At 73.0% G+C, this 12,555-nt stretch carries 12 protein-coding genes; 4 read left to right on the top strand and 8 right to left on the bottom strand.

The window, feature by feature from the left end; genetic code table 11:
• Nucleotides 1-192 precede the first annotated feature (192 nt).
• Nucleotides 193-990, bottom strand: coding sequence for an HAD family acid phosphatase (locus ABZ919_RS17390; RefSeq protein WP_361248242.1), 798 nt, complete (start codon nucleotides 988-990; stop codon nucleotides 193-195).
• 227 nt (nucleotides 991-1,217) lie between these two features.
• Here ABZ919_RS17390 and ABZ919_RS17385 point away from each other — a divergent pair, with 227 nt between their 5' ends.
• Nucleotides 1,218-1,520 carry a hypothetical protein gene (locus ABZ919_RS17385; RefSeq protein ID WP_361248240.1) on the top strand — a complete coding sequence of 101 codons (303 nt, stop codon included), beginning with the start codon at nucleotides 1,218-1,220 and terminating at the stop codon, nucleotides 1,518-1,520.
• Nucleotides 1,521-1,547: 27 nt separating this feature from the next.
• On the opposite strand, the gene araD is transcribed toward ABZ919_RS17385, so the two are convergent.
• From araD to ABZ919_RS17360, 5 genes are all read right to left on the bottom strand, one after another.
• Complete coding sequence (gene araD, locus ABZ919_RS17380) at nucleotides 1,548-3,260, bottom strand: L-arabinonate dehydratase (protein WP_361248238.1); 1,713 nt, start codon at nucleotides 3,258-3,260, stop codon at nucleotides 1,548-1,550.
• The gene (locus ABZ919_RS17375) at nucleotides 3,257-4,168 is read right to left on the bottom strand and encodes a dihydrodipicolinate synthase family protein (RefSeq protein WP_361248236.1); all 912 of its coding nucleotides are present in this window, start codon (nucleotides 4,166-4,168) and stop codon (nucleotides 3,257-3,259) included. Before ABZ919_RS17375 ends, araD begins: the two co-directional genes overlap by 4 nt.
• Nucleotides 4,165-4,839, bottom strand: a complete 675-nt coding sequence (locus tag ABZ919_RS17370; protein ID WP_361248234.1) for a GntR family transcriptional regulator — start codon at nucleotides 4,837-4,839, stop codon at nucleotides 4,165-4,167. The genes ABZ919_RS17375 and ABZ919_RS17370 overlap by 4 nt, the downstream gene beginning before the upstream one ends.
• A gap of 131 nt (nucleotides 4,840-4,970) precedes the next feature.
• Nucleotides 4,971-5,732, bottom strand: coding sequence for an MBL fold metallo-hydrolase (locus ABZ919_RS17365; protein WP_361248233.1), 762 nt, complete (start codon nucleotides 5,730-5,732; stop codon nucleotides 4,971-4,973).
• Between the two features lie 506 nt (nucleotides 5,733-6,238).
• Nucleotides 6,239-6,820 carry a TIGR03086 family metal-binding protein gene (locus ABZ919_RS17360; protein ID WP_361248231.1) on the bottom strand — a complete coding sequence of 194 codons (582 nt, stop codon included), beginning with the start codon at nucleotides 6,818-6,820 and terminating at the stop codon, nucleotides 6,239-6,241.
• Between the two features lie 291 nt (nucleotides 6,821-7,111).
• Between ABZ919_RS17360 and ABZ919_RS17355 the strand changes: the two genes are divergently transcribed.
• Nucleotides 7,112-8,344: an MFS transporter gene (locus ABZ919_RS17355; RefSeq protein WP_361248230.1), complete on the top strand. Its 1,233-nt coding sequence runs from the start codon at nucleotides 7,112-7,114 to the stop codon at nucleotides 8,342-8,344.
• On the opposite strand, the gene ABZ919_RS17350 is transcribed toward ABZ919_RS17355, so the two are convergent.
• Nucleotides 8,281-9,444: a hypothetical protein gene (locus ABZ919_RS17350; RefSeq protein WP_361248228.1), complete on the bottom strand. Its 1,164-nt coding sequence runs from the start codon at nucleotides 9,442-9,444 to the stop codon at nucleotides 8,281-8,283. The two genes, ABZ919_RS17355 and ABZ919_RS17350, sit on opposite strands and share 64 nt — an antisense overlap.
• Before the next feature lie 31 nt (nucleotides 9,445-9,475).
• Complete coding sequence (locus ABZ919_RS17345; RefSeq protein ID WP_361248226.1) at nucleotides 9,476-10,429, bottom strand: 5-dehydro-4-deoxyglucarate dehydratase; 954 nt, start codon at nucleotides 10,427-10,429, stop codon at nucleotides 9,476-9,478.
• 211 nt (nucleotides 10,430-10,640) lie between these two features.
• Between ABZ919_RS17345 and ABZ919_RS17340 the strand changes: the two genes are divergently transcribed.
• Both ABZ919_RS17340 and ABZ919_RS17335 read left to right on the top strand, forming a co-directional pair.
• A complete protein-coding gene (locus ABZ919_RS17340) occupies nucleotides 10,641-11,450 on the top strand; it encodes an NAD(P)-dependent oxidoreductase (protein WP_361248224.1) in 810 nt (269 codons plus the stop codon).
• Nucleotides 11,451-11,712: 262 nt separating this feature from the next.
• Nucleotides 11,713-12,483, top strand: a complete 771-nt coding sequence (locus ABZ919_RS17335) for a DeoR/GlpR family DNA-binding transcription regulator (protein WP_361248222.1) — start codon at nucleotides 11,713-11,715, stop codon at nucleotides 12,481-12,483.
• The last annotated feature ends 72 nt before the right edge of the window (nucleotides 12,484-12,555 follow it).

Raw genomic sequence — 12,555 nt, 5'->3', positions numbered from 1 at the left:
TGTTCCCCTTGTCGAAGGCGTTTCAGGTGTTCTTTGTGTTACGGAATCGACTTCGGTGGGCGCAGAGCGGTCCGGCGGCGGGTGCCGTGCCCCCTGCGACGACAGACCCCCGCCACGCCACGGCACGGAGCGCAGCTGACGGGGGCCCGGTGCGAGCGCCTGCTCAGGACCTACGGGTGGACTGCCGGGTCGTCAGGAGACGAAGTAGGTCGGGTTCGGCAGCTTGTAGGTGCGGCCGGCGTAGCCGCCGTCGAGGTCCGAGTACTGGTCGCCGAAGTCGGCGATGACCCGGTACCCGAGGTCGTCCTCGATGTGCTTCCGCGTCCCGGACTTGTACTGCACGGTGGTGCACTTCCAGGTGCCCGGGGTGGCGCAGCCGCTCAGGTAGGCCGGCGGGTTGGAAGCGTCCTTGAGGAACATGTGGTCGGTGTCGAGGTTCACGTCGGCGCCGACCTTCTTCAGGTTCGCGACCGCCGCGGCGCGCAGCGCCTCGCTCAGACCGGAGTTGTAGAAGACCTCGACGCCCCGGGACGCGGCGTAACGGACCAGCTCGGGGCTGCCGAAGACGGCCGGGCGGTCGGCGCGGTTCACGTAGTCGTTCCACGTGGTGGAGTTGTACGTGTAGTTGTAGCGCTTCTCGTAGTCGAGGCTGAGCAGCAGCGTGTCGTCGATGTCGAAGACGACCGCCGGCTTCTCGCCGTGGCGGTGCGCCTTGCGGGCCGCCTTGTCGATGTAACGCCTGGCGTCGGCGTCGATCTGCGCCAGGTCCTTGGCGTACGGGCTGTCCGGGGACGCCTGGTAGACGCCGTTGCTGTCGGCGGCCGTGCCGTAGTAGGTGTCGATGTCCTTCATCAACTGCCCGATGTTGTAGGGCTCGTGGGTGGAGTTCGCCGTGGACTGACCGGCGGCGGCCACGCCCGCGCCGTACAGCGCAGCGCCGGCGAGGGCACAGGCGGCACCGGCGGCTGCGATTCTGTGGGACTTCCGCATGGGTTCTCCGGATCTGGTGGATGAGAGTGATGTACCAGGTCAGAGACTGTCTACGCGCATAACACCCGCTAGGGCGACCCCTGTTACCCGATCGATACACGCTTTCTCACTCCCGGGGCATTGCCCGCGCATGGCCCCGGCATGGGGTTCGCTTGACTTCGTGCTCCTAGGGTCGAGCAGCCCGCACGGGCGGTGTCGGACCTTCACGGACAAGGAACATCACACACATGCAGGACTTCGCCGCGGCGGCCCACGGGCCGTCACCGGTGTTTCTCGTCGTCATCACCGTGGGCGGCCTGGTGGCCCTGTGGTGCGGGGTGAACTGGGCATTCGACGTGCGCGGAATCACCACTCACAGGTCCGAGCGGATCCGGCGCAGGAACGAGGAGACGTGGACGGCCACGGGGCGGCCCGGCGGGTCGCCCACGTTCTTCGCGTCCGTCGGCCGGCTGCGGTTCCTGGGTGCGTTGCTGGCGTTCACGGGCTCGGTCATGCTGCTTGCCGCGTACGCGCTGTGGAGTCTGAACTGACCGGCTTCGCCTCTCTCGATGCGCGGATCAGCCGGCGTACGGGTCCGGCACCTGGCCCGGCCGGGCCAGGAACTCGAAGTCGCAGCCGGTGTCGGCCTGGGTGATCTGCCCGTTGTAGAGGACGCCGTAACCGCGCTCGTAACGGGCGGGCGGCGGGGTCCACGCGGCACGCCGGCGCTCCAACTCCGCGTCGCCCACGTGCAGATGCAGACTGCGGGCCTCGACGTCCAGGGTGATGAGGTCCCCCGTGCGCACCAGCGCCAGGGGGCCGCCGACGTACGACTCCGGGGCCACGTGCAGCACACAGGTGCCGTAACTCGTGCCGCTCATCCGGGCGTCGGAGATCCGGACCATGTCCCGTACGCCCTGCTTCAGCAGGTGGCCGGGGATGGGCAGCATGCCGTACTCGGGCATGCCGGGGCCACCCCTTGGTCCGGAGCCCCTCAGCACCAGCACGCTGTCGGCGGTGATGCCGAGCCCGGGGTCGTCGATGGTGCGCTGCATGGTCCGGTAGTCGTCGAAGACGACGGCCGGGCCGGTGTGCTCGAGCAGCTGCGGCTCCGCGGCGATGTGCTTGATGACGGCGCCGTCCGGGCAGAGGTTGCCGCGCAGGACCGCGACCCCGCCCTCGGGCGCGACCGGGTGGTCACGGGGGCGGATGACGTCGTCGTTGTGCACCCGGGCGCCCCGCAGCTGCTCGCGCAGGCTGTCGTGCGACACCGTCGGCCGGTCAAGGTGCAGCAGGTCGGTGATCCGGGACAGGAAGCCGGGCAGACCGCCCGCGAAGTGGAAGTCCTCCATCAGGTACTTCCGGCCGCCGGGGCGGACGTCGGCGAGGACGGGCACGGTCCGGGCGATGCGGTCGAAGTCGTCCAGGGTCAGCTTCACCCCGGCGCGGCCGGCCATGGCGACCAGATGGATCACGGCGTTGGTCGAGCCGCCGAGGCCGAGCACGGTGGTGACGGCGTCCTCGAAGGCCTCGCGGGTGAGGATCTGCGAGAGCCTGCGATCGTTCCGCACCAGTTCCACGGCCGTCATCCCGGCCCTGGCGGCCATCCGGTCGTGCCCGGAGTCGACGGCGGGAATGCTCGACGCACCCGGCACGGTCACACCGAGGGCCTCGGCGGCCGCGGTCAGCGTGGACGCGGTCCCCATGGTCATGCAGTGCCCCGGGGAGCGCGCGAGCCCGCTCTCCAGCTCGGCCATCTCGCAGTCGCCGATGAGGCCGGCCCGTTTGTCGTCCCAGTACTTCCACATGTCGGTACCGGACCCGAGCACCTCGCCCCGCCAGTGCCCCGGCAACATGGGCCCGGCAGGCACGAAGACGGCGGGCAGATCGGCACTGGCCGCACCCATCAGCAGCGCGGGCGTGGACTTGTCGCACCCGCCCATCAGGACGGCCCCGTCCACCGGATAGGACCGCAGCAGTTCCTCCGTCTCCATCGCCAGCAGATTCCGGTAGAGCATCGGCGTCGGCTTCTGGAAGGTCTCGCTCAGGGTGGACACCGGGAACTCCAGCGGAAAGCCACCGGCCTGCCACACCCCCCGCTTCACGGCCTGGGCTCGGTCCCGCAGATGCACGTGGCACGGATTGATGTCGGACCACGTGTTGAGCACGGCGATCACGGGCTTGCCCAGATGCTCCTCGGGCAGATACCCGAGCTGCCGGGTCCGGGCCCGGTGGCTGAAGGACCGCAGTCCGTCGGTCCCGTACCACTGGTGGCTTCTCAGCCCGCTCATATCGACCACCCCTCAACGACGGCGGCGACCTCGGCGCGCTTCTCCTCGGGCAGCGGGCTGCCCGGCGGCCGGACGTCGCGCCGGCACAGGCCGAGCGCGGCGAGAGCCTCCTTGACGACGGTCACGTTGTCGGCGGAGCCGTGGGCGGCGCGGAGTTCCTCGAAACGGCGGATCTGCTCCCAGACCTTCATGGCGCCCGGGTAGTCACCGGATCGCAGCGCTTCCAGCATGTTCAGCGAGACGGCGGGCGCGACGTTCACGAGCCCGGAGGTGAAGCCGGTGGCGCCGGCCGAGAAGTAGGAGGGGGCGTAGGGCTCGGCGAGGCCGGCGACCCAGACGAAGCGGTCGAGGCCCGCGTCCCGTGCGAAGGCCGCGAAGCGTGCGGCGTCCGGCACGGCGTACTTCACACCGATGACGTTCGGGCAGTGGCCGGCGAGTTCGCCGAGCCGGGCGCCGGGCAGCTGCGCGTTGCGGACGTACGGCACCACGCCCAGCTCGGGTACGGACTCGGCGACGGCGCGGTGGTAGTCGACCCAGCCGGCCGCCGAGACGTAGGGGTGGACGGGCTGGTGGACCATGACCATCCGGGCGCCGAGGTCACGGGCGTGCCGGGCGGAGGCGATCGCGGTGGGCAGGTCGTGCCCGACCCCGATGAGGATCGCGGCGCGGTCACCGGCCTCCTCGACGGTCGACTCGGTGACCAGCCGGCGCTCCTCGGGGGTGAGGGCGTAGAACTCGCCGGTGTTGCCGTTGGGGGTCAGCGTCCGGATCCCGCCGTCGAGCAGGCGACGCAGCAGGTCCCGGTGGGTGCGGATGTCGACGGAGCCGTCCGCGGCGAAGGGGGTCACCGGGATGGCCACCACGTCGGCCAGGGCCGCCCGTTGAGTCTCGAACGGCACGCTGCTCATCGATGGCCTTCCTGTCGGTGGGGGGAGGTGTCCTGGCTGTCCGGGGGGAAGGCCCGCTTGACGAAGGACGCGATGTGCGCGTGCAGGGCACGCGCGGCGCCGTCGGCGTCGCCGTCGAGCGCGCGCCGCAGGATCTCCCGGTGCTCGTCGGCCTCCCGCTCCCAGGAGGGGGCGGCGGCCCAGGCGACCGCGGAGACCAGCGCGGCCTGGTCGCGGACCTCGTCCAGCATCCTGCCCAGCAGCGGGTTGCCGCACGGCAGGTAGAGGGCGCGGTGGAAGTCCCGGTTGGCGAGCGACCGTTCGGCGGTGTCGGTGGCGGCGTCGGCGCGGTGCAGCGCGTCGCGCGCGGCGTCGAGACAGGCGCCTCGCCCGACGGACCTTCTGAGCGCCTCGGGCTCCAGCAGCAGCCGCACGTCGTAGACCTCGCGCGCCATGTCCGCGTCCACCATGCGCACCGTGACGCCCTTGTACTGGCTCATCACCACGAGACCGGTTCCGGCGAGCGTCTTCAGCGCCTCTCGCACCGGGGTCTTGGACACCCCGAACTGCGCGGCCAGCTCCGTCTCGACGAGGGCCTGACCCGGCGTCAGCCGGCCGGTCAGGATGCGGTGTCTGATCGCGTCCAGCACGTACTGCGTGCGGGACGGGATCGGGGTGGGCACAGAGGTCATGCGGCCCTCGCAGATCTCGCGTATCGCGTCTCATATATGACGTACGAAGTACGACGCGGTCGAAGGTAGGAGGGAGCCCGGGTTTCGTCAATGCCTCTGACAAAGGACCCCCGGGGGGGGCCTACGGCGGGTCAGAAGGTGTGCGTGTCGCCCTCGACGGCGGCGTACGTGGGCCGGCCGGAGACGGCGGCGGCGCGGGCGGCGGCCGTCTCGCGGGTGAGGGTGGGTCCGACGTGGGTGACGAGCAGCTCGCGCACGCGTGCCTCGTGGGCGATCCGCCCCGCGTCCTCGGGCGTCAGATGCACCCGCGCCGGGTGTTCGCCGTCGCGAGGGGCGTCGATGTCGGCCTCGCACAGGAACACGTCGGCACGCGCGGCGAGTTCACCGAGCGCGGCACAGGGTCCGCTGTCCCCCGAGTAGGCCAGCACGCTCCCCTGGCACTCGGCGCGCAGCCCGTACGCCTCGGTGTCGTGGACGACGGCGCGGGCGGTGAGGCGCAGGTTCCAGTGCCGCACGTCGTGGCCGTCGTACAGGGTGCGGAAGTCGAAGACTCCCTTGAGGAAGTCGACGTCCGCCCGCCCGAAGAAGCCGGCCAGCCGGTGGGCGCAGTCCTGCGGGGCGTAGACCGGGACCGGCGCCGCCGGGGTCATCCCGCCGAAGGCGAACGCGTACGCGGCCGCGAGCAGATCGGCGCTGTGGTCGGCGTGCAGATGGGAGATCCAGATCGCGGTGAGCCGCGCGGGGTCCGTGTACCGCTGCAACGCGGCGAACGTGCCGGGCCCCGCGTCCACCCATACCTCGGCACCCCCGCCGGAGAGCAGATATCCGGAGCAGGGCCGGCTCGGGCCCGGGTGCGGGGAGGCGGTGCCGAGGACGGTGAGGGTGAGAGGCATGGGGGGAGAGTACGACGGCCCGGGTTCCGCTTCGGCTCACTCCGGCAAGCGGAACCGGCGGTATCCGGCCGATGCCGGACCTCACCGCGACACGGGCCGGGTGAGGGAGCAGGACGCTCGGAGAGCGGCAGCGGCACGGGGAGGGCCGCCGGGGCGCGCGCCGCCGTCCGGTGACGCTCCCGGGGCACCGGCCAGGTGCCCGTGGCCGGAGCGGACAGCCCGCCGCGGAGCAGGCCGGCCGGGCCGGGCACGACCGTCCGGGCCGTCGCGATCGCCGGCGCCACCGGCCCCTGGACGCTCCTGCCGCCCGTCCACCGGGCCCGGAGCCGGAGCCGTCGCGATGTGCTGTGCCGTCCTGCGTCGCAGCGAGCCGGCACGCACCCGGTCCGGCGCGGCGCGTGCCCGACGGCGTCGCGTGCCCGACGGCGTCGGGTGCCCGGCACGGGGGCGTACCGGGCGGTCCGGGCCGCGTGGTTCTCACGAAGCGCGGTGATCACTGTGCCTCTTCAAGGCCGCCACTCGGGGTCCCGCCCGCTGAGCCCCACCGCCCGGTCCAGCAGGGGTGCCTCGGGCGGCACGGGGACGACCGGGCCGAAGAGGCCGCCGCCGCGGTTCGGGTCGTCGGCGGCCACGTGCAGGAAGGTGAGCGCCGACTCCAGGGCCGCCGGATCCGGGTCGTAGGCCTGGCCGGTGGCGCGGGCCAGGTCCCAGCCGTGGATGACGAGTTCGTCGGCGACGACGGCGCCGGCGACGTCGCCGGGCAGACTCACCCCGCCCGCGCGGGTCATACCGGTCCAGGCGGCCGGATCGCGCCAGGCGTCGGCCAGTTCGTCCAGGACCTTGGGCAGCTCCTCGCGCCAGCCGGGGCCGATGTCCGGGACGGCGGCGTTCGGGCTGGTGTCGGTCGTCGTACCGAGGTCCTTGCGCGCCGCGTCGCGAAAGGCGACGGAGAGCATGTGGATGTGGCCCAGCAGGTTCCGCACCGCGCACTCCGGGCACGGTGTGGGAGCGGTCAGCTGCTCGTCGGTCACGGACTCGGCCAGCCGCGCCACGATCCGGGTCTGCGGGCCGAGGTCGAGCATGGTCATGCCTCACTCCTTCACGGTTGAACTGCTCCTGCGAAGGGCAGACCGGCCGGTCCCCGGAAACTCATCGCGGCGCCGGTGCGGCCTCCGGACGAGGGCCATCAGAAGGACGTGGACGAGACCGTTCCGGATCGGGGCGAGGCAGCGCATGCGGCGGACCGCATGCAGCGGCGCGGACCCGCCCCAGGCGGATCACCGGCAGGTTCCGACGGATCGCCGCCGCCGGCCCGGGCCCGGCGAATAGGGCATCCCACCGATCCGCGCGCGCCCTCCTCAGTCACACGATGAGCGGGCATGACGACCTCTTCGACCGTGTTCCGCCCGCCGCGCGACCGCGACGCGGCGCTGTACCTCGGGGCGGTGGTGGTGTCCGGCTTCGGCACGTCTTCGCTCTGGCTCGCCTCGGGTGTGTGGATGAAGGACCTCACCGGCTCCGACGGCCTGGCCGCCCTGTGCATGCTGGCCATGTGGGCGCCTGCCGCGGCCGGCCCGCCGCTGGGCACCCTCGCCGACCGGTTCCGCCGCAAACCGCTGCTCGTGGCCCTGAACCTGGGCCTGGCCTGTCTGCTGCCCATCCTGTTCACCGTGGACTCCCCGGACGGCGTGTGGCTGCTGTACACCGTGCTGTTGGTGTACGGCGCCGCCGGCGTCGTACAGGACGCGGCCGGGTCGGCGCTGGTGACCAAGGCGGTCGGAGCGGAGCGCCTCGGCGACGTCAACGGACTGCGCACAGCCCTCACCGAGGGCATGAAGCTGGTCGCCCCGCTGACCGGCGCGGGTCTGTACGCGGCGCTCGGCGGTCCGGCCGTCGTCTGCCTGGACGCGGCCACGTTCGTGGTCGCCGCCGCGCTGTGCGCCCTGCTGCGGGTGCGTGAGGAGCGGCCGGTGCGGTCGGGCGGCGGCTGGTGGCGGGAGAGCGCCGAGGGCGTCCGGCACCTGTGGGGGCAGCCGGGGCTGCGCGCGCTGGTCAAGGCGGGCGGTACGACGATGCTCCTCACCTCGCTGAGCAGCACGACGCTGTACGCCGTCGTCGACCGCCTCGGCCGTGCTCCCGCCTACGCGGGCGTGCTCTACGCCGTCCAGGGCGCCGGTTCGGTGACCGCCGGGCTCCTTGCGGGGACCGCGTTGCGGCGGCTGGGCGAGCGCCGGTTCGCGGTGGCGGGCATCGCGCTGACCGCGTTCGCGGTGGCCGCGCGGGCCGTGCCGGCGGACACGGTGGCCCTCGCGGCCGCCGCCGCGATCGGTCTGGGCCTGCCCTGCGTGCTCGTCGCCACGTTCACCGCCGTGCAGCGGCACACGCCGGGCCCGCTGCTCGGCCGGGCGACGGCCACCGCCGGCACGCTGGTCCTCACGCCCAGCGCCGTCGGCCTGGCCGTCGGCGCCGGTCTGGTCGAACTCGCCTCGCCGGTGCTGCTGTCGCCGCTGTACGGGCTGGCGCTGCTCGGGACGGCGGCCTGCCTGGCTCAGCGCGCGGACAGCGCCTCGCGCACCGCGGCGAGGTCCCCGTCCGACGCCAACCCGGCGTGATAGAGCCGCAGTTCCGTGGCACCCTGGGCACGCGCGCGTGCCGCGTCCGCCGCGAGCGTGCCGGGGCTGCCGCCCATCCCGGAGACGACCGTGAAGTTGGCGGCCAGCACCGTCCGCTCCCCGGCCTGCCCGGCGAAGGGCGCCAGCAGGGCCGTACCGCCCGCGCACGGGACCACCACCCCGTCGGCCACGGCGAGGACGCGGGCCGGGTCGACGCCGGCGTTGGCGCCGCAGTGGTGGGAGACCGGATCGGCGTGCAGCAGGACCTGGAAGCCGGCCGGTGCGGCGGCCCGTACGGCGGCGACGGCCTCCTCCTGGAGGGTGCCGGCGGTGTCGTCGCGCCACGCGCGCGTGCGGGCCGCCGCCTCCTCGCCGAGCAGCTTCTCGACCGTCGGCCAACCCTCGTCGGCCGCCGCGCCCCGCCACAGCGGCTCCAGCGCGGCCCGCACCAGGGCCGTCAACTCCTCCGGGTCGAGGCCCTGTCCGCCGTAACCGGTCCGGCAGGACGGGCAGAAGCACAGGGACATCAGGTACTGCCCGGCCTCGCCGAGCGCGACGCCGGAGGTCTTGTCGTGCGCGTGCAGGTGCTGCAGCCCGTACCAGCCGAGGGACTCCAGCTCGGTGCCGTGCGCGCCGGGCCGTACGGCGGCCTCCGCGGCCAGGTCGACCAGGTACGCGCGCGTGGCGGGCTGGGCGATGCAGGGCGCCCAGGGGTAGCGGTCGCCGTAGGCGTTGACGACCGAGGTGTCCGGATGCTCGGCGCCCAGGCGGGAGTTGTGGGCGAGGACCACCCAGGTGTGCACCTCCAGGCCGGCCGCGGCGAGGGAGGCCGCCGCCTCGCCGTGGGCGTCACCCGGGGCCCAGCGGCCGGCGGGGTACGGCCTGAGGCCGCGCCCCGCCCAGCGGGCGCCCGGCGGGTAGAGGACGGCCGCGTACTCCGCCGTGACGATGCGGTGGCGGGGGTGACGGGGGGTCAGGGTGCGGGTGGAGTGGTAGGCCGCGGCGAGGGTCACCTGTTCCACGCCGAGCCCGGCCATGCGCCCGGCGGCCTCCGGGTCCCCGTTGACGTCCCAGGGGTAGACGAACGCCGACGCCTTCACGCGTCCTCCGCCCCGCCGTACCGGCGCTCGCTCACGCGTCCTCCTCCAGCAGTGCGTAACCCCGCTCGATCAGCTGGGCGAGTTGCTTGACGTGCTCCTCCGCCGGCTCGTGCAGCGGGGGCCGGACCCCGCCGACGTCGAGGCCGCGCAGCCGCACGCCCGCCTTGACGAGCGAGACGGCGTAGCCGCGGCCCTGGGCCCGGAGCTCCACGAACGGGCGGTAGAAGCCGTCCAGGAGGCGCCGTACGGTCGCGCCGTCGCCCGCGGCCAGGGCCCGGTGGTGGGCGAGGGCGATCTCGGGGGCGAAGCAGAAGACGGCCGAGGAGTACAGGGTGACGCCGAGGGCGCGATAGGCGAGCTGGGTCTGCTCGGCGGTGGGCAGTCCGTTGAAGTACAGGAAGTCGCCGGGGGTCTCGCTGCGTACGGCGCTGATGATCCGCTGCATCAGGTCGAGGTCGCCGAGGCCGTCCTTGAGGCCGATGACGCCGTCGGTGCGGGCGAGTTCCACCACCGTCCGCGGGCTGAAGACGGCGTTGTCGCGCTGATAGACGATCAGCGGCAGGGCGGTGGCCGCGGCGACCTCCCGATAGTGCCGCAGAAGGCCCTCCTGGCCGGCGAGCACGAGGTACGGCGGCATGGCGAGGAGTCCGTCGGCGCCCGCCTGCTCGGCGAGTCGCGCGTAGCGGACGGCGAGCGCGGTGCCGTAGCCGGCGCCTGCGACGACCGGGACGCGCCCCTGCGCCGCCTCCACGGCCGCCCGGACGCAGACCTCGAACTCCTCCGGCAGCAGGGCGTGGAACTCCCCGGTGCCGCAGCAGGCGAACACGGCGGCGGCACCGGCGGCCACGCCCCGGCGCACATGGGTGCGGTAGACGTCGAGGTCGAGTGAGCCGTCGGCGCCGTAGGCCGTGACCGGGAAGAAGAGCGGCCCGCGCGGATCGCTCACCCGTTCGGTGAGCCGTTCGGTGAGAGGGGCTGGTGTCACGGGCTCTCCCTGGGGACACGCAGTGCATGGTTCTGATTAACGTCCATATCCCTGAACGCGACCACGCTACGGGGCCCTCTTGTGGCAGGTCAAGCAGGCAAACCCGCAACACTCGGCGCGAATTCAGGGACACCGCGCCACACTTGACGGTGAAGGGCGAAACTCCTAGCGTGTCCACGTATGTGAATGCCGGCCACAAGGAGAACCGAGGATGCCCGCTTCCCGCACCGTTCTGCTCACCGGCGCCGCCGGCGGCCTCGGCACCCTGATGCGGTCCCTGCTGCCGGAGTACGGCCACACGCTGCGCCTGTTCGACGTGCGCCCCGTCGAGGGCGAGCCCGGCGCGATCACCGCCGACCTCGCCGACACGGCGGCCCTGCGCGAGGCCGTGCGGGGCGTCGACGCGGTCCTGCACCTCGCGGGCATCTCCCTGGAGGCCCCCTTCGGGAAGATCCTCAAGTCCAACATCGAGGGCACCTACAACCTCTACGAGGCCGCCCGCCAGGAGGGTGTTCCCCGGATCGTCTTCGCCTCCTCCAACCACGCCGTCGGCTTCACCCCTGCCCCGCGCACGGGCGAGCCGCTCATCCCGGTCGACACCCCGCGCCGCCCCGACACCTTCTACGGCCTGTCCAAGGCCTTCGGCGAGGACCTCGCCCAGCTGTACTGGGACAAGCACGGCCTGGAGACCGTGTCCGTGCGCATCGGCTCCTGCTTCCCCGAGCCGACCAGCGTGCGCATGCTCTCGGTGTGGATGAGCCCGGCCGACGGCGCCCGCCTCTTCCACGCGGCGCTGACCGCAAAGAACGTCGGCCACACGGTCGTCTACGGCTCCTCCGCCAACACCCGGCTGTGGTGGGACCTGGCCACCGCGCGGGCGCTCGGCTACGAGCCGCGGGACGACTCCGAGCCGTACGCCGAGAAGCTGATCGCCGAGCAGGGCGAGCTGGACCCGGAGAACCCGGCGCACAGCCACCTCGGCGGACACTTCGTGAACGACCCGCCGATCTGGCCGTACTGAGCTCAGGACGGCGCGAAACCGTCGCTCACGCGCGCGGGCGGGCACCGAACGGGCCCGCCCGCCGCCGCGTTCGGGCATCCGGGCCGCCCGCTCCCACCCCGCCGGGCACGGACGCGCAGGTCCGCGTCGGGCATCGCCCACGGCAACCGGGCCCAAGCGGGCGGTATCGGGCCCGCAACAAGCCTGGTCAGTGCCGGACACCGGCGGTAGAACTTCCCCCAAGGGCCCGAACGGGCGGTTCCATGGGGAAGCGGGTGACGACATGGGCACAGGGACGGCGGAGGAACGCCGGCGTGAGATCGTGCGGGCCGCGCGCGCCACCGGCTCGGTCGACGTCACCGCGCTCGCCGTCGAGCTGGGCGTGGCCAAGGAGACCATCCGGCGCGATCTGCGCGCCCTGGAGGACCACGGACTGGTGCGCCGTACGCACGGCGGCGCCTGTCCGGTGGAGAGCGCCGGCTTCGAGACGACGCTCGCCTTCCGCGCCACGAGTCACGTGCCCGACAAGCGCCGGATCGCGGCCGCGGCGGCGGAGCTGCTCGGGGACGCGGAGACGGTCTTCGTGGACGAGGGCTTCACCCCGCAGCTCATCGCCGCAGCCCTGCCGACCGACCGGCCGCTGACCGTGGTCACCGCGTCCCTGCCGGTCGCGGGCGCCCTGGCGGAGGCCGAACGGATCTCGGTGCTGCTGCTCGGCGGCCGGGTCCGGGCCGGCACGCTGGCCACCGTCGACCACTGGACGACGAAGATGCTGGCCGGTTTCGTCATCGACCTCGCCTACATCGGCGCCAACGGCATCTCCCGCGAGCACGGTCTGACGACGCCCGACCCGGCCGTCAGCGAGGTCAAGGCGCAGGCGATGCGGGCCGCGCGCCGCACCGTCTTCGCGGGTGTGCACACCAAGTTCGGCGCGGTCAGCTTCTGCCGGTTCGCCGGCATCGGGGCGCTGGAGGCGATCGTGACGAGCACCCAGCTCCCGGCCGCCGAGGCCCACCGCTACTCCCTGCTGGGCCCGCAGGTCATCCGCGTCTGAAAGCCCGGCCCGCACCCCCGAGGGGTGCCTCACGCCACCAAGTGCCCCTTATATCCAGATATCTCCAGGAGC

This window comes from Streptomyces sp. NPDC046759 (assembly GCF_040645475.1).
Taxonomy (GTDB): domain Bacteria; phylum Actinomycetota; class Actinomycetes; order Streptomycetales; family Streptomycetaceae; genus Streptomyces.
Note: the sequence above shows the minus strand (reverse complement) of the source record. Positions and strands in the feature narration are given on the sequence as shown.

Bases quoted from the DNA above. Each gene is read 5' to 3' on its own strand.
- ABZ919_RS17355 (WP_361248230.1), top strand. From the start codon at position 7,112: ATGACGACCTCTTCGACCGTGTTCCGCCCGCCGCGCGACCGCGACGCG.
- ABZ919_RS17360 (WP_361248231.1), bottom strand. From the start codon at position 6,820: ATGACCATGCTCGACCTCGGCCCGCAGACCCGGATCGTGGCGCGGCTG.
- araD (WP_361248238.1), bottom strand. From the start codon at position 3,260: ATGAGCGGGCTGAGAAGCCACCAGTGGTACGGGACCGACGGACTGCGG.
- ABZ919_RS17335 (WP_361248222.1), top strand. From the start codon at position 11,713: ATGGGCACAGGGACGGCGGAGGAACGCCGGCGTGAGATCGTGCGGGCC.
- ABZ919_RS17340 (WP_361248224.1), top strand. From the start codon at position 10,641: ATGCCCGCTTCCCGCACCGTTCTGCTCACCGGCGCCGCCGGCGGCCTC.
- ABZ919_RS17370 (WP_361248234.1), bottom strand. From the start codon at position 4,839: ATGACCTCTGTGCCCACCCCGATCCCGTCCCGCACGCAGTACGTGCTG.
- ABZ919_RS17375 (WP_361248236.1), bottom strand. From the start codon at position 4,168: ATGAGCAGCGTGCCGTTCGAGACTCAACGGGCGGCCCTGGCCGACGTG.
- ABZ919_RS17390 (WP_361248242.1), bottom strand. From the start codon at position 990: ATGCGGAAGTCCCACAGAATCGCAGCCGCCGGTGCCGCCTGTGCCCTC.
- ABZ919_RS17365 (WP_361248233.1), bottom strand. From the start codon at position 5,732: ATGCCTCTCACCCTCACCGTCCTCGGCACCGCCTCCCCGCACCCGGGC.
- ABZ919_RS17385 (WP_361248240.1), top strand. From the start codon at position 1,218: ATGCAGGACTTCGCCGCGGCGGCCCACGGGCCGTCACCGGTGTTTCTC.